The sequence below is a fragment of the Cystobacter fuscus genome (assembly GCF_002305875.1).
In the GTDB taxonomy this organism is placed as follows: Bacteria; Myxococcota; Myxococcia; order Myxococcales; family Myxococcaceae; genus Cystobacter; species Cystobacter fuscus_A.
The window spans coordinates 11,233,732-11,257,959 of sequence record NZ_CP022098.1 but is presented as its reverse complement, the minus strand read 5'-3'; the positions used below and the strand labels follow the sequence as shown (position 1 = coordinate 11,257,959).

At 69.7% G+C, this 24,228-nt stretch carries 17 protein-coding genes and 1 pseudogene; 10 read left to right on the top strand and 8 right to left on the bottom strand.

The window, feature by feature from the left end; translation table 11 throughout:
- Nucleotides 1-2,751: a GDSL-type esterase/lipase family protein gene (locus CYFUS_RS45570; RefSeq protein WP_095990928.1), complete on the bottom strand. Its 2,751-nt coding sequence runs from the start codon at nt 2,749-2,751 to the stop codon at nt 1-3.
- Nucleotides 2,752-2,858: 107 nt separating this feature from the next.
- Between CYFUS_RS45570 and CYFUS_RS45565 the strand changes: the two genes are divergently transcribed.
- The 3 genes from CYFUS_RS45565 (at nt 2,859) to CYFUS_RS52075 (ending at nt 7,145) form a co-directional block, all read left to right on the top strand.
- Nucleotides 2,859-3,923 carry a mannose-1-phosphate guanylyltransferase gene (locus tag CYFUS_RS45565; protein ID WP_095990927.1) on the top strand — a complete coding sequence of 355 codons (1,065 nt, stop codon included), beginning with the start codon at nt 2,859-2,861 and terminating at the stop codon, nt 3,921-3,923.
- A gap of 192 nt (nt 3,924-4,115) precedes the next feature.
- Complete coding sequence (locus CYFUS_RS45560) at nt 4,116-5,939, top strand: serine/threonine-protein kinase (protein WP_095990926.1); 1,824 nt, start codon at nt 4,116-4,118, stop codon at nt 5,937-5,939.
- An 81-nt stretch (nt 5,940-6,020) separates the two neighbouring features.
- On the top strand, nt 6,021-7,145 hold the full coding sequence (locus tag CYFUS_RS52075) for a leucine-rich repeat domain-containing protein (RefSeq protein ID WP_198316363.1): 1,125 nt from the start codon (nt 6,021-6,023) through the stop codon (nt 7,143-7,145).
- Nucleotides 7,146-7,147: 2 nt separating this feature from the next.
- Here CYFUS_RS52075 and CYFUS_RS45550 read toward each other — a convergent pair whose 3' ends face one another.
- From CYFUS_RS45550 to CYFUS_RS45530, 5 genes are all read right to left on the bottom strand, one after another.
- Entirely contained in the window at nt 7,148-8,179 is a 1,032-nt protein-coding gene (locus tag CYFUS_RS45550) for an Rpn family recombination-promoting nuclease/putative transposase (RefSeq protein WP_095992618.1), read from the bottom strand.
- A gap of 76 nt (nt 8,180-8,255) precedes the next feature.
- Nucleotides 8,256-9,239, bottom strand: a complete 984-nt coding sequence (locus CYFUS_RS45545) for a hypothetical protein (protein WP_095990925.1) — start codon at nt 9,237-9,239, stop codon at nt 8,256-8,258.
- A 16-nt stretch (nt 9,240-9,255) separates the two neighbouring features.
- Nucleotides 9,256-9,723: an ABA4-like family protein gene (locus CYFUS_RS45540; RefSeq protein WP_095990924.1), complete on the bottom strand. Its 468-nt coding sequence runs from the start codon at nt 9,721-9,723 to the stop codon at nt 9,256-9,258.
- 159 nt (nt 9,724-9,882) lie between these two features.
- Nucleotides 9,883-11,433, bottom strand: coding sequence for a hybrid sensor histidine kinase/response regulator (locus CYFUS_RS45535; protein ID WP_095990923.1), 1,551 nt, complete (start codon nt 11,431-11,433; stop codon nt 9,883-9,885).
- Nucleotides 11,433-13,061, bottom strand: a complete 1,629-nt coding sequence (locus CYFUS_RS45530; protein ID WP_095990922.1) for a sensor histidine kinase — start codon at nt 13,059-13,061, stop codon at nt 11,433-11,435. The genes CYFUS_RS45535 and CYFUS_RS45530 overlap by 1 nt, the downstream gene beginning before the upstream one ends.
- Nucleotides 13,062-13,205: 144 nt before the next feature.
- On the opposite strand from CYFUS_RS45530, the gene CYFUS_RS45525 reads away from it, so the two are divergent.
- From CYFUS_RS45525 to CYFUS_RS45500, 6 genes are all read left to right on the top strand, one after another.
- Complete coding sequence (locus tag CYFUS_RS45525; protein WP_095990921.1) at nt 13,206-14,816, top strand: Na+/H+ antiporter; 1,611 nt, start codon at nt 13,206-13,208, stop codon at nt 14,814-14,816.
- A 164-nt stretch (nt 14,817-14,980) separates the two neighbouring features.
- The gene (locus CYFUS_RS45520; RefSeq protein ID WP_095990920.1) at nt 14,981-16,663 is read left to right on the top strand and encodes a hypothetical protein; all 1,683 of its coding nucleotides are present in this window, start codon (nt 14,981-14,983) and stop codon (nt 16,661-16,663) included.
- 11 nt (nt 16,664-16,674) lie between these two features.
- Nucleotides 16,675-17,301: a pentapeptide repeat-containing protein gene (locus CYFUS_RS45515; RefSeq protein WP_095990919.1), complete on the top strand. Its 627-nt coding sequence runs from the start codon at nt 16,675-16,677 to the stop codon at nt 17,299-17,301.
- A 500-nt stretch (nt 17,302-17,801) separates the two neighbouring features.
- Nucleotides 17,802-19,172: a phosphomannomutase/phosphoglucomutase gene (locus tag CYFUS_RS45510; RefSeq protein WP_095990918.1), complete on the top strand. Its 1,371-nt coding sequence runs from the start codon at nt 17,802-17,804 to the stop codon at nt 19,170-19,172.
- 66 nt (nt 19,173-19,238) lie between these two features.
- A complete protein-coding gene (locus tag CYFUS_RS45505; RefSeq protein ID WP_095990917.1) occupies nt 19,239-20,171 on the top strand; it encodes an ROK family protein in 933 nt (310 codons plus the stop codon).
- Nucleotides 20,172-20,235: 64 nt separating this feature from the next.
- Entirely contained in the window at nt 20,236-21,435 is a 1,200-nt protein-coding gene (locus tag CYFUS_RS45500) for a BMP family lipoprotein (RefSeq protein WP_095990916.1), read from the top strand.
- Between the two features lie 71 nt (nt 21,436-21,506).
- Here the strand turns inward: CYFUS_RS45500 and CYFUS_RS45495 are convergent, their stop codons facing one another.
- Entirely contained in the window at nt 21,507-22,595 is a 1,089-nt protein-coding gene (locus CYFUS_RS45495; RefSeq protein ID WP_095990915.1) for an OmpA family protein, read from the bottom strand.
- A 51-nt stretch (nt 22,596-22,646) separates the two neighbouring features.
- Nucleotides 22,647-23,021, bottom strand: coding sequence for a DUF4398 domain-containing protein (locus CYFUS_RS45490; protein WP_095990914.1), 375 nt, complete (start codon nt 23,019-23,021; stop codon nt 22,647-22,649).
- A 141-nt stretch (nt 23,022-23,162) separates the two neighbouring features.
- Here CYFUS_RS45490 and CYFUS_RS45485 point away from each other — a divergent pair.
- A pseudogene (locus tag CYFUS_RS45485) lies at nt 23,163-24,098 on the top strand (endonuclease/exonuclease/phosphatase family protein); the annotation flags it as partial.
- Nucleotides 24,099-24,228: the final 130 nt, after the last annotated feature.

Below are 24,228 nucleotides of genomic sequence, written 5' to 3'. Positions count from 1 at the left end.
TCAGCGGCCCTCCACGGCGAGCGCCGGAGGTTGGGCCTTGAAGGACTCGTAGGCCGCGAGCAGATCGTTCAGGAACAGGCCCGCGAGCTTTTCCTCGCCCTCGGCCGTCAGGTGGCTTCCGTCCGTGTGGCCCAGGCCCTCGGCCTGCCAGCGCGCCATGCCGCCCTTGCCCATGGCGGCTCGCGCGGACCAGTACGCGCAGCCCTGCTCGCGCGCCACCTCGGGCAGCACCGTCACCACCGTGGCCAGCCCCGGCGCGTCCTCCCACGTCCCGTCCGGCTTCAGCTCCTGCCGGTCGGGCGTACCGAGCACCAGGCACTCCGCCCCGCCCGCGTCCTTCTTGAGCCGGGCGATGAGCGCGCTGTACTCCGCGCGCAGCGCCTGGGCATCCAGGTCCTTGCTCGCGCTCTCGTTCTGGCCGTACGCGAAGACGAGCAGGCGCGGCTGGCGCGAGGAGAGCTGCGCGGCGAGTGCCTGCGACTCGATGCCCGCCAGGGTGGACGCGGTGGCTTCCGGCAGCTCCACGGCGTCATAGCCGATACCCGGCTGCTCCAGGTCCAGCGCCGCGCCCAGCACGGTGAGGCTTCCCCCGCCCGTGTTGCGCGCCACCACCTCGTGCGCGGGGCCAGTCACGGGAAAGGAGCGCACGCGCACCGTGGGCGCGGTGAAGGGCTCGGGCGGCGGCGGCTCGGGTGGCACGGCGGCGCCATCCACCGTCACCTCCAGGCCTCCGGCACCGGGCCCATCCAGCGTGTACAGCGACAGGCGCGCGGGCGGCGTGGCGGCCGAGGGGCAGCCCTCGCAGAAGCGGATGCGCGAGGCCGCCTGGGGTGCTCCCACCGCGCGCACGCCCCCGAGGCCAAAGGCCTGTCCGGTCGACGGGGCCTTTACCGCGTCCTCCATCGTCCAGTCACCGGTCAGCTCGCGCGTTACTCCCACGGCGGCGAGCCCCTCCGAGGCGGGGCCCGCGGAGACGAAGCCCCGGCCCGCGTCGCCGAAGCGCTTCGTCAGCGCGCCGCGCACGGCCTCCGTGAAGGGCCTCGTGTCCGTGGGCGAGGTGCCGAACTGGAGGATGCCCACGCGTGAGCCCTCGCCCTTCTCCAGCGCGAGCAGGTGCTTGAAGGTGGCCGAGAGGGCCGTGTCCGCGTGCTGGAGTCCGGGCGGGTCCACCAGGGCCACGCGGGGCGGGGCGCTCGCGGCATAGGCGCGCTGGATCGCCAGGTCGAAGAGGTGCCCGAGCAGGTTCGAGCCCTTGGCGCGTGGATGGATGAGGTCCTCGTTGAGCAGGCCCGCGGACAGCCAGCGGATGGCGGAGCCCTCGTCGCCCATGGCGCTGAGCGCGTCCCAGTAGGCACAGCCGCCGTCCCGGGCCACCTCGCGGAAGATGTCCGCCACGGCGCGCGAGCCCCGGCGCGGCACCAGCTCGCCGCCCATCGTGCGCACCGCCGCGTCGATGGGCGACCAGACGAGGCACGCGGCATCCGGCGCGGACTCGCGCACGCGCTTCACCAGTTGCTCGGCCTCCTGCTTGATCTCCTCGAGGTTCGTCCACTCGCGCGACAGGCGGAAGGCCTCGTTGCCGCCGAACATGAGCACCACCAGCGACGGCTTGCGCTGGCGCATCTGGGCGCGGAAGTAGGGTGGGTGCGTGCGCAGGAAGACGCCCGCGTAGGCTCCCGGCAACCCCAGGGTGTCGTACACCACGCCCGGGGTGCCGTTCTCCAGCGACACGCCATGCAGCTCCACCTTGCCGCGCGTCTTGAGCATGAGCGTCCTGGCGCCCTCGGGCAGCTTCACCCGGGCCGAGGCGACCTCCGCCGGGCTCCAGCGCGTCTGCACGCGTTGCTGCGGCTTGCCATCCACGAACACCTGCACGGAGCCGCCGCCGGGTTGGGCGAGGAAGAAGAGCTCCGCGGTGCGCGCGTCCTCGACGGAGAAGCGCACGTCCTGGGCCCCCGCGTTGCCCGCGGCGAAGGCCACTCCCGTCATGGGCAGGCGATCCTTCGGCGGAGCGCGGTCGATGATGCGGGTGAACTCCCAGCCCGCGGAGGCCTGCCCCGCGCGCGTATCCCGGCCCGAGCGCGTGGGGCGATCGATGTAGAGAAAGCCCTTGCCCCCCGAGCCATGGCGCTCCTGCAGGCGCTCGCGCGCCACGTCGGTGATGTGGTCGGACGCGATGAGCGAGTCACCCAGGTGCTCCACGCGCACGGGCACGGTGCGGCGGCCCTCGTCCAGCGCGCGCAGCGCCTGGAAGAAGGGGGCCAGTCCGCTCTCCTCGCACCCCGAGGGCCCCTGGCGCCGGCAGCCGGGCTCCAGGTCCACGTGCCGCGCCTCCATCTTCTCGCGCAGGGCCTCCAGGCGCAGGGCGTCCTCGCGCGTGGCTGCGCCCAGGCCCGACAGTCCCAGCGAGTCCGCCTCGGCCTGGGCCACGGGGGCCACGGGCTCGAGCGGGGTGCCCGCGTCGGTGCTCCCAGCGTGGGCCAGCTCGGGCTCGTCCTCCTCGGGGAGTACGGGCACCTCGGGCGTGTTGCGCTCCGCGTCGGGCTCCACGCCCACGGCCTTGCGCTTGGAGGCGGCGCTCGACGTGGTGACGAGCGCCACCAGCTGCGGTACCACCGGACCTTGTGCGAGGCTGGGGATGGGACGCCAAGCCTCCGGCACCGGGGCGAGCGACAGCCCCACCGCGAGTGCCAGTGTGAGGGCGAGCGTCAACCCGACCGATGTGTGCTTGGACTCCAACGCGGGCGACATGAGACTGGCTTTTGCCCCCCGGGTCAAAACTCCTGCCCGAACTCGTTGGGTAACCGGACAGTCGAGCCCCTGGCGGGCGGCGGGCGAGGCGCTATCTTGCGCGGCCCATGGCAATCCATCCCGTCATCATGGCCGGTGGTTCCGGCACCCGGTTCTGGCCCCTGTCTCGCAAGGCCCGTCCCAAGCAGTTCCTCCCGCTCGCCTCGAAGAATCCGCTCATCACCGACACCGTCTCCCGGCTCAAGGGTCTGGCCTCGGTGAAGGACACGCTCATCGTCTGCGGTCCCTCGCATGCGAAGCAGGCGGCCAGGCTGGTGAAGGGACTGCCCAAGAAGAACCTCCTCGTGGAGCCGGTGGCGCGCAACACCGCGCCGGCCATCGCGCTCGCCGCCCTGGCGGTGGCGGCCAGGGATCCCGAGGGCATCCTCGTGGTGCTGCCCTCGGACCACCACGTGGCGGACACCCGGGGCTTCCAGAAGGTCCTCACCGAGGCGGCGCGCGTGGCGGCCGGCGGGCACCTCGTCACGCTGGGCATCACGCCGCAGCGGCCGGAGACGGGCTATGGCTACATCCAGGTGGGCGAGGCGCTCCCGGGTGGCGGCCGTCAGGTGAAGGCCTTCCGCGAGAAGCCAGACCCCGAGACGGCGCGGCGCTACGTGGACTCGGGCGAGTACGTGTGGAACGCGGGCATCTTCGTCTTCCGCGCGGACGCCATCCTCGCCGCCTTCGACGAGCACATGCCGGAGATGCGCAAGGGCCTGGACGCGCTGCGCAAGGTGGTGGGCAAGCGCACCTTCCCGGCCGCGCTCAAGCGCGTCTTCCCCAAGCTGCCCTCGGTCTCCATCGACTATGGGGTGATGGAGAAGGCGAAGAACCTCGCGGTGCTGCCGGGCGACTTCGGCTGGTCCGACGTGGGCTCCTTCTCGGCCATCCCCGAGGTGCGCCCCGCGGACGAGCACGGCAACGTCGTCTCCGGCCCGGAGGCGGTGGTGGTGGACTGCAAGGGCTGCGTGGTGCTCGCCGACAAGCGGCCACTCGCGGTGGTGGGCCTCACCGACATGGTCGTCGTGGACTCGGGCGACGCGGTGCTCGTCGTCCCCAAGGACAAGAGCCAGGACGTGCGCAAGGTGGTCGAGGCCCTCAAGGCGCGCAAGCGCGACAAGTTCCTCTGAGTTCCCCCGCGCACCCTCCGGTTTTTTCAGGGCCGGGTTTGTAGGAATGACGGGGCCGGTTCACCTTCCGTCCGCCGTTTCGCCTGCTTTCAGGACTTGCCGTGTTCGCTTCCGTCCACGGCAAGGGGTGCACGGAGGTTGCAATGCTTCCGTGTCACGCGACCCGCCAGATGGGCGCGGCCGGGGGCGGCGATGGGTTGTGAACAATGTCTGACGGAGCATGAAGCGGGGGCGCCCTGCACCCCCGGCGACGACTTCCCGTGCGACAGCGAGACGCTGTCCGGCATGGGGTACGGCCCGCTGGTGTTCGTGCGCAAGCTGGGCACGGGGACGCTGGGGAGCGTGTACCTCGCCGAGCACCCGTCGAGCGGCGCGCTCTTCGCGGTGAAGGTGCTGCATCCCCACCTGGCGCGCACGCCCGCGGTGCTCCAGCGCTTCTACGCGGAGGCGCGCACGCTGCAACACCTCGTGCATCCGAACGTGACGCGGGTGCTCGACGTGCGCCAGGCACCCAATGGCCACCACTGTCTGCTCATGGAGTACGTGGACGGCCTCGCCCTGTCGCGGCTGCCGCTGCCCCTGCCTCCCGCGGAAGTGGTGTTCCTGCTGCTCCAGGTACTCGAGGGATTGGAGGCCGCGCACGTGGGCGGCATCGTCCACCGCGACCTCAAGCCGGAGAACCTGGTGCTCACCACCGGGCGCGACGGCTCGCGGCGCGTGAAGATCCTCGACTTCGGCATGGCGAGCACCCTGGCCGAGGGCTTCTCTCCGGAGGAGCTCGCCGCGGGCATGGTGGTGGGCAGCCCGGCCTACCTCGCGCCCGAGCTGTGGGTGCGCGCCGAGCCGGATGGCCGCGCGGACCTGTATTCGCTCGCGGTGCTGGGCTACCGGCTGCTGACGGGACGGCTTCCCTTCGGCGGCGGGGGCCGCATGGGAGAGATGCTGCTCGTGCACAAGCCGAGCGTGCCGCTGGCGCCTCACCAGTTGGACGAGCAGGTGCCCGCCGCGCTCTCCGCGGTGGTGATGCAGGCCCTGTCGCTGCGGCCGGATGAGCGCTTCGCCACCGCGCGCGCCTTCCGGGCGGCGCTCAACGAGGCGATGCGGAGGCCCGCGTTCGGCTGCATGGCGCCCGCGGCCTTCCAGGTGCGGGTGGAGGGGGCCGGGGGCCAGGGACTGGTGCCGGTCTTCGTGAACGACGTGAGCGATGACGGGCTGCGCATCGCCTGTGATGGGACGCTGCCCCGCCTGGGCGCGCGCCTGGAGGTGGAGTTGTCGCTCAATGGGTGGGTGCTCGCGTGCGCGGCGGACGTGGTGCGCCTGCTGCCCGCCGAGGAGGCGCGGACGTGGGGAGGCCGTCAGGGCTTCATCCTCCAGTTCTCCGAGCCCTCCGAGGACGTGCGCCGGCTCATCGCGCAGGCCCTCGCGCCGCCGCCGCCGGAGACCCCGCCGGACGCGGAGCTCGCGCAACTGCTCGCGCGGGCGAACGCGTGCGGACAGGATCCCTACTCGCTCCTGTCCATTCCTCCGCATGCGGACTTCGCCGAGGTGATGCGGCGCCTCGCGCTGGCCGAGCGCCGGTTGGAGCCCTTCTGGCACCGGCAGCTACCGGCCGAGCAGCGCCAGTCGCTGGAGGCCCTGCACGGCAGATTGGAGGCCGCCCGGCGCACGCTGGGGGATCCCCTGGCGCGGGCCCGCTTCGATGCGTCCCGGGGCAACTTCCACGGCGTGGCGCATTGCCTCGCGGCCGGAGTGCCGCACGCGTCGGTCAACCGCCTGCGTCAGGCGTTCCTCGCCGCCCGGCCCGACGCGGAGGCGCTCGCGCGGGAGCTGTTCGACAAGGGCGTCGTCCTGGAGGCGCAGCACGTGCTCGATGGGGCGCTGGCGCGCTACACGGAGGCGCTGCGCGTGGATCCGCTCAACGTGGGCATCCACCGCTACTATCACGCGCTGGCCAGGCGGGTGCACGCTTCCCGGCTCCAGTCCGCTGGCATGGAGCAGGGCGCCGCGTCCCCATGAGTTCGCTTCACGAATCCATGCACAGCGGGTAGAGCATGAGCCCCGGCCGAGGGGCGCCCGGCCGCATGATTCGAGGGAGCGATGGTGGCCAAGAAGGCGGTGAAGAAGGCGGCGAGGAAGTCGGGTAACACCTCGCTCGCGAAGGAGTGGACGCGCCTGGAGAAGCAGTTCTCCAAGGTGCTGGGCAAGAGTTCCATGGGTGCCTACCCGGCGGAGCTCGAGCCGCGCGCCATGTCCTTCGCGCACGCGTTCGATCCTTCTCCACTGCTGCCCCCGGACTATCTCCAGTTCGTGAAGGAGCTGGGCCACCGGTGGGTCAACTCCGGTGACACCGCGCTGGGCTTTCTTCCTCCCCGGTGGATGCTGAATCTCTCCCAGCAGATGGGGGAGCCAGACCGGAAGTGGCAAGCGGTTCGCGCGGAGCGGGAAGCCGGTACTCACACCTACCGCTTCGTCATGTTCGCCTCCCGCGACATCAACGACGTCAACGGGTACTGCTTCGGAAGGAGCGAGGACGGCGGCGAGCTGGTGGTCTGGAACGTGGAGGACAGCCTGCCCGAGAGCGAGCTGGGGCCGTTCTCCACCTGGCTCGAGCAGGAAATGCAAGCGCTGGGCGAGGCGCTCTCGGAGCTGGACGGGGACGACGAGGACGATGAGGCTCTGGGAGAGCCGCTGGGCCTCGAGGGTGAGTCCCTCGACGTGGTGGTGAAGACGCCCAAGAAGGGGAGCGCGGAGGGGGTGCTGGCCGCGTTTCCCAGGACGGAGAAGGAACTCACGCTCAACGGTCGGAAGCTGGGGACGCTGCCGGCGTCGATCGGGGAGTTCTCGGAACTGGAACGGCTGTGGCTGGGCTCGACGGGGCTCAAGCAACTGCCCGGGGAACTGGGCCAGCTCCGGAAGCTGAAGAAGCTCGATCTGTCCTTCAATCGTGAGCTGCGCTCCCTTCCTCCCGAGGTGGGGCAGCTCCAGGAACTCGAGTCGCTCAACCTGAAGAACACGGGGCTCACCTCGCTCCCCGAGGAACTGGGTCGGCTCGAGCGGCTGACGTTCCTCGACCTTCAGGCGACGGAGCTCAAATCCCTCCCGGCCTGTCTCTTCCAGATGAAGAGCCTCAAGACGCTGGACCTGTACTGGACGCCCGTTCCTCCCGAGGAGATCGAGCGGCTGAGACGGGCGCTCCCGGACTGCAAGGTGGGGACGCTCTAACTCTACTGCGTCAGGTCGTCCAGCACGTCGGGGAGGGTCGTGGCGTTCAGGGCCCGATCGAACCAGCGGTCGAGGGTCGCCAGATCCGTGCAGGTGAGGATGCGCTGCCGGGCCGCTTCGTCGACGTCCAGACCCCGCGTGGCGAGAACTCGCAGGACGTACTCGGCACGCCCTCGGATCAGACCCTCCTCCCGGCCCTCTTCCCGGCCCTTCGTCAGACCTTGTTGGCGACCACGCTCGATGAGTTCCTCGCCATAGCTCCGCATCAGCTCCTCCGCTCGTTGCTCATCCAGCACCGAATGTAACACCCTCCCGGTGGCTTCATGGACGGCCGTGTCCCCGATCCACAGCAGGTAGCGGATGAGCACCACCAGGTGTTCGGCCCCCTCGTGGGTTGTCTGCACCCGCGTGAAGAGCGCCACCCAATCAGGCAACTTCTGGGCCAGCTCCTCGGTACGCCCGTAGCGCAGCACCAGCCAGGCCAACTGGGCCAGCGGTGGACCTGGGCGCGCCCTCAGCGCCTCCTCCCGCTCGGCGGTCAGGTCGTCCAAGAGGTACTCGAAGCGCGGCACCAGCGCTCGCCACCGCGCTCGCTGTTCCTCCTCTTCACCCGGAAGGTCGAAGAGGTCCTCCACCCGGCGCGGCGCCGTCCAGGCTCCGTCTGGCCCGTGGTACATGACGAGTGGGATGACGAGGGGGAGCAGTGCACTTTCCGGATGCTCTTGGCGCCAGCGCTCCACCTGGCGCACCACGTAGCGCAGCATGCGCAGCGCCATCCACCTGTTCACCGTGGACTGATGCTCCAGCAGCACATACAGCAGCAGCGGGCGACCCGTGTTCAGTCGAGCCGTGAAGAGCAGGTCGCTCTCGGTCTCCCGTAACTCCGGGTCCACCACGCTGCCGGGCTCTCGCCGCAAGGATGCCCAATCCACCACGGAGACGACATGCGGGGGCAGGACGGCGCGCAGTTCGGCCGCCGCCCGCTCGGGGTGGCCGAAGGTGTAGCGGGCGAAGAGGTCATGCGGTCCAGACATGGCGAGCCGCGCTCCAAGCATGCGGCGGGCCAATGTCTCCGGAACGAGTTCTGTGACACCTTCTTCGGGCGCCCGTTCAGCCCATTCCGACAGGCGCGGGAGGAGGGAGGGACTCGGGCGCGCGGCGACGGAGCGTGTGGGCGGCGAGCGTGAGGAGGCTCGCCCCGAGCGCCACTCCCAGGCTCGCGACGCCCACCGCGTCCCAGGAGACGATGGACTGGCCGCGCAGGGCCTGGAGCCCGAGCACCAGGGTGATGCCCAGGTAGCCCACTCCCGCCGCGCGCACCCACGCCAGCTCCTGCGACTCGGAGCGCTGCTTGCGGCGCGCGAGCCCCAGCGCGAGCAGCGGCAGCACCTGGAGGGCGTGCATCCCGACGAAGTGCGCGGGCCGCATGTCTCCCGCCGCGCGGCTCCACCCGACGAGCGGCAGGCCCGGTCCCCCATCCCGTCCGCCAAAGGTGTGCGCACCCACCTCGAGCGGCCTCTGTCCGGTCTTCAAGGTCTCGAGCTGCTCGCCGTGGGGCGTGGTCATGAAGAACCCGAGCCCCATGCCCACCAGCGTCACGAGCAGGCCCATTCGCAGCGTCGAGGCCAGGACCCGGTCCTCGAGCTTCGAGCGCAACAGCCCGAGGGCGAAGACCAGCACGGTGCCCCACAGGACGGTGATGGCGATGCCCATGGAGGAGAAGACGGCCTGGTCGAACGCCGTCGCGGTGTTGAAGTGGCTGCGCACCCCGCGCGCCGCCTGGAGGGTCATGGCCACTATCTCCAGGGTGACGCAGGCGGCGATGATGACGCCCACCCGGCGCAGGAAGCGGCGGCGCTCCGGCAGGAAGGCGAAGAAGTAGAGCAGGGTGGCCTCGAAGAGGGTGAGCGAGACGTAGAACTTGAAGGGCTTGAGCCAGAGCGGCTCGCCCACGAGCTGGCGCGGGTCCACCCCCAGCAACAGGGCGGTGATCACGGCGCCCGCGAACATGAGCAGCGCGTTCACGGTGAGGGCGGGCGAGAGCGCCCAGGCCCGATTCCAGATGTCACGGGGCGAGTAGGTCGTGGTCGACATGGGGCGTCTCCTGGAGCTACAGCGCGGGGGCGGGTTGAGCGGCGGAGGGGATGGGCGCCACGGCGGGCCAGAAGCGCCGGGTGGCGAGCCGGACCGCGGCGTAGGCGAGGTAGCCCGACGGCCCGAGCATGAAGGTCAGCAGCAGGCACGGCACCACGAGCAGGTGCGGGATGCCGCGGCGCCGCGCGTCCGCGAGCACCACCCGGCCCACCAGGAAGTCGAACGCGAGGTAGTGGATCCACCCCGCGAACAACATGCCCGGCATCCGCAGCGCGGCCTCGATGTGCGGCAGCGTGTCGAACTGGCTCAGCAGCCCCGGCAGGTGCGGCGCGACCTTCAGCAGGTACACCCCGCCAATCACCAGCGGCAGCACGTCACTCTCCAGGTACCACTTCGTGACCCGTGTCCGGGGCGCGAACACCATCGCCGCCCATCCCAGCAGCACCGGGACATTCAGGATCCTCAACAGCACGTCATCGCTCATGGTCCACCCTCGAAGGGGCGCGGCAGCGGCTCACGCCCTCATGATGTAGACACTGTAAACAGTCATGTTTTCGCCGTCAACATGCATGTTTTCGCCGTCAACATGCGGGGGGACGAGTGCCCTCGTCCTCCTGGGGGGGGAGAGGGCAGGAGGGGCGGCTCAGGCGCGGACGCGCGTTTCCAGCGGGGGCAGGGCGGCCATCCGGGCGCGCAGCTTCTGGAGCTCGATGGGCTTGTCGAGGCAGGGTCGGCCCGTGCTGTCGAGGAAGGCGCGGGTGCTCTCGGTGATGGCACCACCCGTCATGAAGATGACGCGCTGGGCCTGCTCGGGGGCCAGTTGGAGCAGCATCTCGTAGAACTGGGGGCCGTCCATCTCCGGCATGAGCAGGTCGCAGAGGATGACGTCGAAGCGCTGGCCCGCGGCCACCCGGGCCAGGGCGGTGGTGCCCTGGACGAGCACGTGGACGTCGCAGGGTGTTCCGAGCAGGCGCTGGAGCGCCCGTCCCACCATGGCGTCGTCATCCAGGACGAGCACGCACCGGGGCTGCGCGGGGGCGATCAGCTCGCGCGAGGGCTGGGGCTCCAGGGCGTCGGCGCGGGGCAGCAGCAGGTGGAACACGCTGCCGTGTCCCATCTCGCTCTCCACGCCGAAGTGGGCGCCCAGCTCCAGCGCGAGGCGGCGGCAGATGGACAACCCCAGGCCCGTGCCCACGCCCACCGGCTTGGTGGTGAAGAAGGGCTCGAAGATGCGCTCGCGCAGCTCCGGGGGGATGCCCCGGCCGGTGTCGTGCACCTCCACGCGCACCTGGCCGGTGCCTTCCTCCTCGCGCGTCACCAGGCGGATCTCCCGCGCGGTGCCGGGACCGTCGGCGATGGCGTCCGCGGCGTTGATGAGCAGGTTGAGGAAGATCTGCCCGAGGGGGCCCTCGCCTCCAATCACCTGGGACGTGGCCTTGTATTCCTTGATGACGCGCGCCCGGTGGGAGACGTGGTTCCACGCCATGCGCAGCGACGAGTCGAGCACGCGGTGCACGTCCAGGGGCCCGCGCTGCTTGTCCTCCGGCCGCGAGAAGACCTTGATGTCGCGCACGATCTCCCGGATGCGGTCGGCGCACATGCGCGAGTCGATCAACGCCTGCTCCTGCTCGGAGTCGGGGCCCTCGGCCGGCCCGGACTCGCGCTCGCCGCGCTCCTCCAGCAGGAAGTCCAGGTTGGCCATGAGCGAGGCGAGCGGGTTGTTGATTTCATGCGCCACGCTGGCCGACAGCAGCCCCAGCGAGGCGAGCCGGTCCGACAGGAGCAACTGCTCCTGCATGCCCCGGCGCTCGGCCCGCACACCGGCCTCCCGGAGCTCGCGCGCCATGGCGGGCCCCAGCCGCCCGAGCCGATCCTTGAGCAGGAAGTCGTGGACGCCGGCCTTCATGGCCGCCACGGCGGTGTCCTCGCCCATCTGTCCGGAGACGATGAGGAAGGGCACGTCCAGGCCCCGCTGCTTCACCAGCCGGAAGGCGGCCAGCGCGTCGAAGCGCGGCAGGGCGTAGTCCGCGATGATGGCGTCCCAGCGCCCCTGGTCGAGCGCCTGGGTGAAGGACTCGGCCGTCTCGACGCGGGTGTGGGTGATGTCATAGCCGCCGCGCCGCAGCTCGCGCAGCACCAGCAGGGCATCGTCCTCGAGATCCTCGACGAGCAGCAGTTTCAGGGGGGTGGCCATCAGCTGTTCCTTCGTCCATCGTCCCTTCGTACGTCCGTGGAGGGGGGGGCACCTCCACTCGAGGCTTCGTGCAGGGTGAAGAAGAAGGTGGCGCCCTGGCCCACCCGCCCCTCGCCCCAGACGCGGCCTCCATGGCGTTGGATGATACGCCGCACCGAGGCCAGACCCACTCCATTGCCCTCGAATTCCTGGGGGCCGTGCAGGCGCTGGAAGACGCCGAAGAGCCGGGACTGATACCCCATGTCGAAGCCCGCCCCATTGTCCCGGACGAAGTAGACGCGCCCGGAGCCGCCCTCCCCGGGCAGGGCGCCGAACTCGATCTCCGCCACGGGGCGCTCCCGGGTGAACTTCCAGGCGTTGCCCAGCAGGTTCTCCAGCACCGAGCGCAGCATGCGCGCGTCCCCCCGGTCCACCAGCCCCTCCTGGATGCGCAGGTGCACGGTGCGCTCGGGCTGCCCGCGCTGGAGCTGCTCGGCGGCGGCGCGCGCCAGGGCGGACAGGCAGACGTCCGTCTCCTGCAGCCCCGTGCTGGTGACTCGTGAGAGCGTGAGGATGCCGTCGATGAGCTCGGACATGCGCTGCGCCGCGCCGCGGATGCGCTGCAGGTAGTCCTCGCCCGTGGCGTCGAGCTGGCCCGGGCAGTCCTCGCTCAGCGCGAGGCTGAAGGTGGAGATGGCGCGCAGGGGGGCGCGCAGGTCATGCGCCACCGAGTAGGCGAAGGCCTCCAGCTCCCGGTTGGAGAACTCGAGCTGGGCGGTGCGCTCGACGATGCGGCGCTCCAGCTCCTCGTTGAGCCGGCGCACCTGCTGCTCGGCGTCGCGGCGCTGGGTGATGTCGGTGACGGTGGCGAGCGCTCCGATGTAGCGGCCCTCCTCGTCGCGCAGGGGATTGGAGGACACCATCGTCCAGATGGAGCGCCCATCCTTGTGGCGCAGCGCCATGTCGTGCACGGAGCTGTGCCCCTGCATGCGCCGCTCGAGGTTGAGCGTGACCTGGTGGTGGCTGCCCTCCTCGATGAACGCGAGGACGTGCTGGCCCAACATCTCCTCCACCGTGTAGCCGAGCATCCGTGCCATGTAGTGGTTGGTGTAGGTGGTGCGGCCCTCCCTGTCGAGCATCCAGATGCCTTCCTGGGCCGCCTCCACGATGAGGTGGAAGCGCTGCTCGGTGCGGCGCTGCTCGGCCTGGATCCGCCGCTCCTGGGCGATGTCGCGCACGAAGAGCAGCACGCCGAGCATGCGCCCCTGCGGGTCGCGCACGGCCCGGGTGCTCACGCGCACGTAGTACCCCGTGGGCAGGTGCGCCCCCTCGACGAAGATGTCGAGCGAGGCGGCCTCCTCGCCTCGCAGCGCGCGGTTCACTGGCAGTCGCTCGGGCGGGATGGGCACGTGGGTGTCCGGGTCGGAGAAGCGGAAGTGCTGGTACCACTCCTCCTGCGTCATGCTCTTGAGCCCCAGCCCCTGGAAGTCGAGGGCCGAGGGGCTGAAGTAGATGATGCGCCCCGTGGCGTCGGCCACCATGACCCGCTCGGAGAGCGTGTCGACGAGCGCTCGCAAGAGGGCGGGGTGCTGGAAGAGGCCCTCGGCCAGTGCGTCGGAGAGGTCGGTCGAGGAGGACGAGGCGCTCATGCCCTGGCAGCAATGCCCCATCCTCCCTCCGGGCGCCAATGTCCGGAGCAGGCCCGGTTCCTCGCCCGCCTTCCGCGTCGCCGCGTCTGTTCCACCCGTCCTCGCGGTGGGGTAGTATTTTTTGACCTCAAACTTGGTGGGACGATGAATTTCGAGCTGGGCTTCGTGCTGCTCTTCTCCATCGCGACGGCGGTGGCGATCGTGGCGCGCTACTTCAAGTTTCCCTACACGGTGGCGCTGGTGGTGGCGGGGCTGACGCTGGGGGTGGTGCACGCCTTCGAGCCGCCGCATCTGACGAAGGGGCTGCTCTTCGCCATCATCCTGCCGGGGCTCATCTTCGAGGCGGCCTTCCACGTGGAGTTCCGCAAGTTCTGGAAGAACAAGCTGGCCATCCACGCGCTGGCCATTCCCGGGGTGGTGGCGTCGGTGGCGATCACCGCGCTGCTCCTGTCGCCGGTGGTGGGGGGAATGAATCTGGTGCCCGGCTTCGGCTTCCTGTCCGCGCTGGTGTTCGCCGCGGTCATCGTCTCCACGGATCCCATCGCGGTGGTGGGGCTGTTCAAGGTGCTGGGGGCGCCCAAGCGGCTCGCGGTGCTGGTGGAGGGCGAGAGCCTGCTCAACGACGGGACGGCCGTGGTGCTCTTCACGCTCATCGTGGCGGTGGCGTCCGGAGGGCAGTTCACCGTGGGCGGGGCGACGCTGGACTTCATCCGGGTGGCGGGCATGGGCGGGCTCATCGGGGGCGCGGTGGGCTTTGGCGTGTCCCAGGTCATCCAGCGCGTGGATGACGCCATGGTGGAGATCACCCTCACGGTGATTGCCGCCTACGGCTCGTTCGTGGTGGCCGAGCACTTCCACTACTCGGGTGTGATCGCCACGGTGACGGCCGGCATGTTGTGCGGCAACTGGACGGCGCACCTGAGCATGAGCCCCACCACGCGCGTGGCGGTGGCGAGCTTCTGGGAGTACCTGGCCTTCGCGCTCAACTCGGTGGTGTTCCTGCTCATCGGGCTGGAGGTGCAGCTCGCCTCGCTGCTGGCGTCGTGGAAGCCCATCCTCCTGGCGTACGGGGCGGTGCTCGCCGGGCGCGCGGCGGTGGTGTTCCTGGTGTCCGCGCTCCTGCGCTTCACCTCCGAGCGCATGCCGTGGAGCTGGAGCGCGGTGCTCACCTGGAGCGGCCTGCGCGGTGCCATCTCCATGGTGCTGGTGCTGGGCCTTCCCGACGACTTCGCCCACCGCGAGCTGCTGGTGAACATGACGTTCGGCGTGGTGGTGCTCTCCATCATCTTCCAGGGGCTCACCATGGCGCCGCTGCTCAAGCGGCTGGGCATCACGGGCGTCAAGGACGTCTACCAGGAGAAGTACGAGCGGGCGCGGGGGCGGATGAGCGCCATCCACGCGGCCCTCACGGCGCTGGAGTCCATGCGCCGCACGCGCGACATCCCCGCGGACGTGCTCGAGCAGCTCGAGCGCGACTACCAGCTCAAGGCCACCGAGGCCGAGCGGGAGCTGACCGCCCTCAAGCAGCAGACGACGCGCTTCCACGAGGAGGAGCACGAGGAGGCGGTGCGGCGCATGCTCATCGTGGAGAAGGACGCGCTGCTCAAGAGCTACCAGAAGGGAGCCATTGGCCGGGACGTCTTCGAGCACCTGAGCGCCGAGCTCGACCAGCGGCTCGCCGGGGTGAAGGACGCCGAGGGCCATGTGCCCCTGGAGCAGTCGTCCTCGCCCGTCGCCGAACCGGTGGGGGGCTGAGTCAGCGTGCGATGAAGTTGAACCGATCCACGGCTACCTTGAACTCCTCCAGGGTGGCTCCCGAGCGCTTCGCCTCGGTCAACCCAATGCCTTGACGGGCGTACCCGCATTTCCATGTAGTTCCGGAGCGACGGCTTTGGCCGCGTCGCTTCCGGAGGTGTGCCGTGTCCACCCGTCTTCCTGGCGCTCATCCCAAGGACGCGCGTCAGAGCCCCCGCGTGGGTGTCTGGGCTCTCATCGTCGTCCTCTTCCAGTTCTCATGTGCCACGGGCATCCCCCACGGGGGGGTTGCCGGCTACCGCTCCTCCTCGCTGACGCCCCCACCGGCTCCCAGGAAGCGTGTGGCCGACACGGCGGAGCCCGGTCTCGAGTCCGCCACCGTGTACGACGTGGACTTCCTGGAGCCCGGTGGCGTCGCCACCCGGCCGGTGCCCATTCCCAGGGCCCAGTTCCAACAGGCCTTCCTGCGTCTCTCGCGCGACGTGCGGCTGGGGACGAAGAGTCCACAAGAGGCCGCCCGGGAGTTGCTCCACCTGCTGCCACCCCCCAAGGGCGTGGAGACGGTGGACAGCCAGGGAGACTGGCTGCTGGAGGTGTACCGCGACCAGGCCTACACCCTGGTGCCCGAGCGCCAGGAGGGCCCGGTGGTTCTCACCCCCGAGGCGGATGAAGCCTTGAGGGCCAGGTACCTCCAGTGGTGTGTGCCCCGGGGAGGTGGCGATTGCCTGGGCCTGCTGGACGACGGGCCCTACCTGCGCACGGATGACCGGCGGACGTTCGCCCTGGCGCTGGCCTTCGGCCACGTGCTCGACGAGACGCGCCAGGCCCTGGTGCACGAGTTGCTGGACGTGCGGATGCTCGTCTCCACGGTTGTCTGGACGGTGGCCCTCTACTGCATGATGTGGGTGGTGCCCGAGCCGACGAGCAAGGCCCTGGCCGCCGGAATGACGCTCCTGCTGATGGGCTACCTGGGCCTCGGCACGATGTACGGGCTGATGGACGGGTGGGCCCGCCTGGCCGACAAGGCGCATCACGCCAGCACCTTCGAGGAGTTGCGCGCGGCGGGTGCGGAGTTCGGCAAGGTACTGGGCGAGGACGCGGCCCGGGCCATGATTCTCGCGGTGGCCACGCTGGGCGGGCACACGCTGGGGCAGGTGCTGCCGCGGGTGAAGTCGCTGCCGTGCTTCAACCTCGCGGGCAAGCAGTTCGCGGCGCAGGGCGGCGCCGGCGTCATGGGGCGCCTGGAGGTGACGGAGGCGGCGCTGGCGACGGAGGACGCCCTGGCCAAGGCAGTGGCGGCGGCGGACACGGTGGCCACCTCACCCCAGGGCCCCCTGGCCGTGGTGATGCTCAAGAAGGGGACGGGCTCCCGAACTGGACAGGCTCCTGGAGGCCGCTATGCCGAAACCGTCATTCGTCACCGGGGCGGCAACCGGCAGGTGGAACTCAGTGACGGGCAACGCTGGCACTTGCCCCGGGGCAAGTCGGCCGCGGACATACCCGTCGAGGACAAGGTGGGCGACATGCTCCAGGAGGTCGTCACCCAGGCCGCCAAGAAGTGGGGGCCTCACCGCCTTGGCCAACAGGAGAGAGCTGCCATCGGAAACGCAGAAAGGCAGGGCGAATACTGGCTGGCGAGGCTGCTGGAGCGTGAGGCCCGGGGGCGGTTCGTGCACGAAGAGGTGAAAGCCCAGTTGCGAGGCCGCCTTCAGTTCAAACACCAGGGAGTGGACGTGGTTGACCTGAAGACGGGCCGCCAGTACGAGATTCTCTCTGGCACGGAGTCGAATCTGGCTCGTCACGGCAGGCGCATGGCGGGCGAGTTCTTCCGGATGCTCACCTTCTGAGAGGAGCAATCATGGAGTGGTTGGAGAACGTCCTCCTTGAGAACAAGGAGATTGAAAACGAGCGGCTGGAGCTGACGAACAAGAACTCGCTCTATTTTCTTGGCCCCAACCTGTCGCTCAGGAACTGCACCGTCATCCTGAAGGTCTCCGCCAGGAGTTTGATCATCATTGGAGCACGGTTCATCGACTGCACTTTCGAGGTGAAGCAGGAGTTGAAGAACCACCAGCAATGGGTGAAGGCCTCCCTCAAGAGGTGTCGCTTCAAGGGCCGCTTCTCGGGGTGCGACTTCGGGCACTGGCCCGACTACGGTACAGGTTGGGAGTATGGGGCCATTGAGGACTGCGACTTCACCGAGGCTCGTCTGGATGGCTGCCGCATCATGGGCTCGGACCCCGCCACCCTCCGCTTTCCCAAGTGGCCCTGCTTCACCATCCTGGACCCCATTGGGCGAGCCCGGGAGCTCAATAGCGTCCAGTGGCCGGGACGCTTTGGTTCTGTTGTCATCGAGGACCTGTACGACCAACCGCCTTCTACCAAGGCCCTGACACTCTTTGCCCCATCCGAGGCGCAGCGATACGACGCCAACCCTGAAGAACTCCGGGCCGTCATCGAGAAATTCGACTGCATCGTCTCCTGACGCGGTAGTGCGGAGAGTCGCCGTGTCGGAGGGCCACGACGCGGCGACAACTACCGCAGGGAGGGGGGCTCTACACGCTGCTTCCAACCACGCCGGCTCCGCCTTCGTCGTCGCTGTGTTTGTCGTCATCGCGCCGCACACTCTGCGGCCCCTCGAGTGCCAGCACTACCTGGGCTGGATCGGAGGCTTACGCCGCGAAAGAGCTTCCACCAGGAGAGGCTGGCCAACTCCCGGGCAGACATAGACTACGGAGCGTCTTCTCGACCTACTTGACGAGCGGACGCTCCAGATGAGTGGGGCTGTGTGCTTGTGTGGGGTGATGTGTTTTGTGCTCCGTGTCAAGATTTTAGCACAAAGGATTCCATTCCCGACTGGGGAGCGGCCGGGGAGAGGGGCGGCTGATCCAACCGCGCTTGGATACCCGCCGGATCCGCGCTTGTGTACAGTGCGCCGCCCTCGAACCGGACAGCCCTCGAGGGCTTCAGGAAAAACACAGCCTCATGAACGCGCACATCTTTCGCGAGTACGACATCCGTGGACTGGTCGATAAGGATCTCACGCCCGAAGTGGTGGAATTGCTTGGCCAGGGATTGGGCACGGTGGTGCGGCGCAAGGGTGGGCGCAGCGTGGTGGTGGGCCGGGACTGCCGCGAGTCCTCGACGACCTTCCGCGATGCGCTGTGCCGGGGCCTGACGTCCACGGGGCTCAACGTGTTCGACGTGGGGGTGGTGCCCACGCCGCTGACGTACTTCGCCGCCAACACCCTGCCGGTGGACGGCCTGGCGATGATCACCGGCAGCCACAACCCGCCCGAGTACAACGGCTTCAAGATTGGCGCGGGCAAGACGACCTTCCACGGCCCGGAGATCCAGGCGCTGCGCAAGCTCATCGAGGAGCGCGACTTCGAGTGCGCCGAGCTGCCGGGCACGGTGAGCCCCTATGACATCGTCACCCCGTACAACCACTTCATCCGCCAGACGGTGAAGGTGGGCCGCAAGGGGATGAAGATCGTCATCGACGCGGGCAACGGCACGGGCGGCGCGGTGGCGGTGCCGCTCTTCGAGAGCATGGGCTTCGACGTGGTGCCGCTGTTCTGCGACATGGACGCGCGCTTCCCCAACCACCACCCGGACCCCACGGTGGTGGAGAACATGCAGGATCTCATCGCCGCGGTGAAGCGCGAGAGGGCCGAGGTGGGCATCGCCTACGACGGCGACAGCGATCGCATCGGCGTGGTGGACGACCAGGGCAACATCCTCTGGGGCGACCAGTTGATGATCCTCTTCAGCCGCTACGTGCTCAAGGCGAGCCCCGGCGCGGCCATCGTGGGCGAGGTGAAGTGCTCCTACACGCTCTACGACGACATCGCGAAGAACGGCGGCAAGGCCGTCATGTGGAAGGCGGGCCACTCGCTCATCAAGGCGAAGATGAAGGAGGAGCACGCGGAGCTGGCCGGGGAGATGAGCGGCCACATCTTCTTCAAGAACCGCTACTTCGGCTTCGATGACGCCGTGTACTCCTCGGCGCGCCTGTTGGAGATCCTCACCCACGAGAAGCAGAAGCTGTCGGAGCTGCTCTCGGACGTGCCCCGGACGTACGCCACGCCCGAGCTGCGCGTGGACACGCGCGAGGAGCAGAAGTTCGAGATCGTCCGCCGGGCCACCGAGTGGCTGCGCAAGGCGGGCCATGCCCTGGTGGACGTGGATGGGGTGCGGGTGACGTTCTCGGATGGATGGGGGCTCATCCGGGCCTCCAACACCCAGCCCATCCTGGTGCTGCGCTTCGAGGCGCGCACCCCCGAGCGGCTGGAGGAGATCCGCCAGCTCATCGAGGGCACGGTGGAGAAGATGCAGCGCGAGGTTGGCGCCTGAGATAAAGGGGCCCGATCGCCCCTACCCGGGGCACGGGTTTCCGTGACGGACGGAGAAGGCACGCACATGGCCAGGCTTGGTATCGATCTCGGTGGCACGTTCGCGCGTGCCGCGGTGGTGGATGAACAGGGGAAGATCATCGCCGCGAACAAGGTGGCGCTCGAGGAGCGCACGCCTCCGGCGGTGGTGGAAGCCATCGCCCGGGCGGCCCAGCACGCGCTGAAGGACGCGGGCACCGGGGAGGTGCGCACGTGCGGCGTGGGTGCCGCCGGGCAGATCCAGGGGGACTCGGGGGTGATGGCGGTGGCGCCCAACCTGGGCTGGCGCAACGTGCCGCTGGGCTCGCTGCTGGCCCAGCGCCTGGGCCACTCCGTGCGGCTGGTGAACGACCTGCGCGCGGCGGCCTGGGGCGAGTTCCGCGCGGGCGCGGGGCGGGGCTCGCAGGACATGTACACGGTGTTCGTGGGCTCGGGCGTGGGTAGCGCCGCCATCTCCAATGGGAAGCTCATCCAGGGCGGCGGCGGGGTGGCCGGAGAGCTGGGCCACACCAAGGTGGTGCCGGACGGGCGGCTGTGCGGCTGCGGCGAGAAGGGCTGCCTGGAGGCCTACGCGGGCGGCCACAACATCATCGCGCAGGTGCGCGAGCTGCTGGCCTCGGGCAAGGCGCCCGTGGTGCGCGAGCTGACGGGGGGCAACCCCGACATGGTGACGCCGGTGACGCTGGAGCAGGCGGCGGAGAAGGGCGACCCCGCGGCGCGCGAGCTGTACGAGCGCATCGGCCTGTTCCTGGCGCTGGCCGTGGCCAACCAGGTGACGGTGCTCAACCCGGCGCGGCTCATCCTGGGCGGTGGCGTGCTGACGCACTGCCCCGGGCTGCGGCGCCGCGTGGTGGAGGGCGTGCAGCAGTACTCCTCGCGCACGTCGCGCGAGGGCCTGCTCATCACCGAGGCCGAGCTGGGCGATGACAGCGGCATCATCGGAGCGGCGCTCCTCGGTTGAGTGGCTCGGTTGAGTGGCCGGGGTGACTTGATGGGGAGGGCGAGGCTCTGCTAGAGGCCGCGACATGGCCCCTTCCTCCTCCTTGTTGCGCCTGTCCCTGATGTCCGCCCTGGTGCTCGTGTCTGGCTGCAAGAAGCAGTCGGACGAGAAGCCCGCGGACACCGCTCCCACCGCCGCCGCTCCTTCCGCCACCCCCGAGGCCCCCAAGGCCAAGGATTTGAAGGTGGGCCTGGTGACGGACGTGGGCGGCCGGGGAGATCACTCCTTCAATGACTCGGCGCTGCGCGGGCTGGAGCTGTGGGCCGCGGGCAAGAAGGTGGAGTCGGGCCGCTACGTGGACGCCTCCCCGGAGGAGTTGAAGGCGACGCTCCAGCAGGACCTGACCTCGCGCGGCATCGCCCCGGTGGGCGTCACCCCCGTGGTGCTGCAGAGCAAGGTGGCCGAGGACTACGAGCCCAACCTGCAACTGCTGGTGGATCAGGGCGTGGCGCTGTCCGTGGGCGTGGGCTTCATGCTCGAGGGCGCCGTGGAGACGGTGGCCAAGCGCAACCCGGATGCGAAGTTCCTGCTCATCGACAGCCCCATCGTCGGCGCGGATGGCAAGCCGTACACGCTGCCCAACGTGCGCACGGCGGTGTTCCGCGAGGAGCAGGGCAGCTACCTCGTGGGCGCGCTGGCGGGTCTCGCCACGCAGGTGGGCAAGGTGGGCTTCGTGGGCGGCATCGAGGTGCCCCTCATCAAGAAGTTCGAGGCGGGCTTCCGCGCGGGCGTGGCCGCCACCAACCCCAAGGCGACGGTGCTGGTGAACTACACCGGCAGCTTCGACAACGTGTCCGCCGGCAAGCAGGTGGCCCAGGACCTGGTTTCCAAGGGCGCGGACGTCATCTTCCACGCGGCCGGCTCGGACGGCCTGGGCGTCATCCAGTCGGTGAAGGAGGCGCGCGCGGCGAAGAAGAACGTGTTCGTCATCGGCGTGGACTCGGATCAGTCCCCGCTCGCGCCCGAGGCGATGCTCACCTCCATGGTCAAGCGCGTGGACCTGGCCGTCTACGAGGCCGTGAGGGATCTGCGCGAAGGCAAGCTGACGGGCGGCGACGTGGTGCTGGGCCTCAAGGAGGGCGGCGTCACCTACGCCCCCGTGCGCGTGGAGTTCCCCGGGCGCGAGGCGGCCCTGCAGAAGGTCGAGGAGCTGCGCGCGAAGATCGTCGCCGGTGAGATCGATGTGCCCAGCCACCCCTCGCAGCTCGCCCCCGCCAAGCCCTGAGTCTCCGGGCGCGCTCGCGTGAGCGCGGAAGGCCCCGCGGCCCCAGTCGGGCGGCGGGGCCTTTTCATTGGCTACGGCTTGGAGTCCTGCCGCGCGCCCGAGCCACCCACGCCGCGCTCGAGGATGATCTCCACGCGGCGGTTGTTGGCGCGGCCCTCGGCGGTGGCGTTGGAGGCGATGGGCTGCTCCTTGCCCCGTCCCTCGGTGCGGATGCGCTCGGGGTCCACGCCCCGGTCGACGAGGTAGTCGCGCACGGCCTCGGCGCGCAGGTACGACAGCTCCTCGTTGAGCTCCGCCGAGCCCAGGCTGTCGGTGTGCCCCTCGATGACGAGCGGGTTCGGGGCCTTCTTGAGCGCCTCGGCCACCTCGTTGAGCCGCCGCCGGGCCGTCGCGAGGAGATCCGCGCTGCCCGAGCGGAACAGCACGCTGCCGGAGAGCGTGAGCACCAGGCCCCGCGACTCCTCCTTCACCTGCACCTGGCGGATGTTGCGCAGCTCGTCGGCCACCTCTCGCTGGGCACGGGCCTCGGCCTCGGCGGCCGTGGCGCGCTGCTCGGCCTGGAGCCGCGCCTGGCGCTCCTGCTCGAGCTGCGCGTTGAGCTGCTCCATCCGGTGCTGGCTCTCGGTGAGCTTCGCCTGTCGCTCCTGCTCCTCGCGCTGGGTGCGGGCCTGGGCCTCCTGCTCGGCCTGGAGACGCGCCGTCTCTTCCTGCTGGCGTTGGATCTCCGCCTGGCGCTGCTCCGCCTCCGCGCGCAGCCGCTGGGCCTCGGCGAGCTCCTGGCGCGACTGAGCCAGTTCCCGCCGCGTGCGCTCGGCGTCCTCCGCCCGGGCCAGCGCGAGCTGCTGCTCCGCCTGGGCCCGCTCATTCAGGGCCACCGCGGTGCGGGCGAGTGACTCGGCGATCTGCGCCCGGCGCAGCGCCACATAGGCGAGGGTGCGCGTGCGCTCCGTGTTCTTCTCGCGATCGTAGGCGCGGTTGGCCTCGTCGAGCGCGTCCCGGGCCTGTCCGAGGGCGTCCGGGGCGTACTGCACCGCCGGACCCGCGGAGGCTTCTTGATAGGCACTGCGCGCATCCACCAGCTCGCGCGGTGTCATGGCCGCGCACCCCGAGAGCGCCACGGTCCCGAGCACTCCCCATGTCAACGCCTTCCATCCCCGCATGGCTCTCTCCTTGGGCATTCCCGTCTGGGCTTTCCCGTCTGGGCTTTCCCGTCACTGTTGCGCCGGCACCGTGTCCTGCTGGAGTTCGCGTACCTGCTGGAGCACCTGATCGGCCTCGGCGCGGGCCGGGGCCTCGCGCGCCAGGGCCAGGGCCAGCTCCGCGTCCGCCGCCGCCCGCTTCAGGAACAGCGCCGCTTCATCCCGCCGGTTCTGCTCGATCAGCCGACGCGCACCCTGCGTCTGCTGCCGTGCCCACTCCAGGTGTTGCGCCGCATCGGGATGCTGGGCGGCACCCGCCTCCTCCGCCTGCTGGATGGGCACCTGCGTGTCCACGAGCGGCTCGGACGGCCCGTACCGCAAAGGGGCGCCCATACAGCCCGTCAGTCCCAGCACGCACACCACCGCGCCGGCCATTGCCTTTCGCATCGCTGTCGCTCCCTGGCTACGAGGCCAACGCTCGGGAGATGTGCACGGGTGAGCAGCGGTACAACCCAGGGGCCCCCTTGCTGGCCTGCCCACCCTGCTGTCTGATGCGCCCGCCTCCTCGCCCTCCCACCGGACGACTCCATGCCCATCAGCTCTCTCGCCTCGACGCCGAGCCGCCTTGGCTCGCGTCTGCTGTTCTCCGTTCTCTCCCTCTCCCTCGCCGCTTGCGGAGGGGACCTCGAGTCGGATGCTCGAGGGGGTTCAGACGCCAGCTCCCAGGGCGCGCCGCTCGCCGGCACCACCCGGGTGCGGTTGATGGCCGCCAACATCTCCAGCGGCAACTACCAGAGCTACGACCCGGGCCACGGCACGCGCATCTTCCAGGGCACGAAACCCGACGTGGTGATGATCCAGGAGTTCAACTACGGCGACAACTCCGCCACCGCCATCCGCTCCTTCGTCAACACCGCCTTCGGCTCGAGCTTCTATTACTACCGCGAGGCCGGCGCGCAGATCCCCAACGGCGTCATCAGCCGCTACCCCATCATCGCCTCGGGCGAGTGGGACGACACGCAGGTGAGCAACCGTGACTTCGCCTGGGCGCGCATCGACATCCCGGGCCCCACGGACCTCTGGGTGGTGAGCGTGCACCTGCTTACCTCGAGCAGCTCCGTGCGCAACACCGAGGCGACCAACCTCGTCAACTTCATCAAGGCCAACGTGCCCGCGGGCTCCTTCATCGCCATCGGCGGTGACTTCAACTCCGACACCCGGAGCGAGGCGCTCTTCTCCACCTTCTCCTCCGTGGTCTCCACCGCGAGCCCCTACCCGGCGGACAAGAATGGCAACGTCAACACCAACGCCAGCCGCGCCAAGCCGTATGACCATGTGCTGGTGAGCAGCAACCTGCGCACCTACCAGACGTCCACCGTCATCGGCTCCAGCTCCTTCAGCGGGGGCCTCGTGGTGGACACGCGCGTGTACTCGCCCCTGTCGGACATCTCCCCGGCGCAGAGCGCGGACAGCGGCGCCACCAACATGCAGCACATGGCCATCATCAAGGACTTCCTCGTCCCCGTGCCGTAGCGCGCGTCGGGTCGGCCCGTTGGCCCCCTGACACCCGCCCCCCGCGCGTCAAAAGCCTATCCGGTGCGGGGCGTGGGCGTGCATACGATGTGGCTTTCCGGTGGGGCGGTGCGCCGCTCCC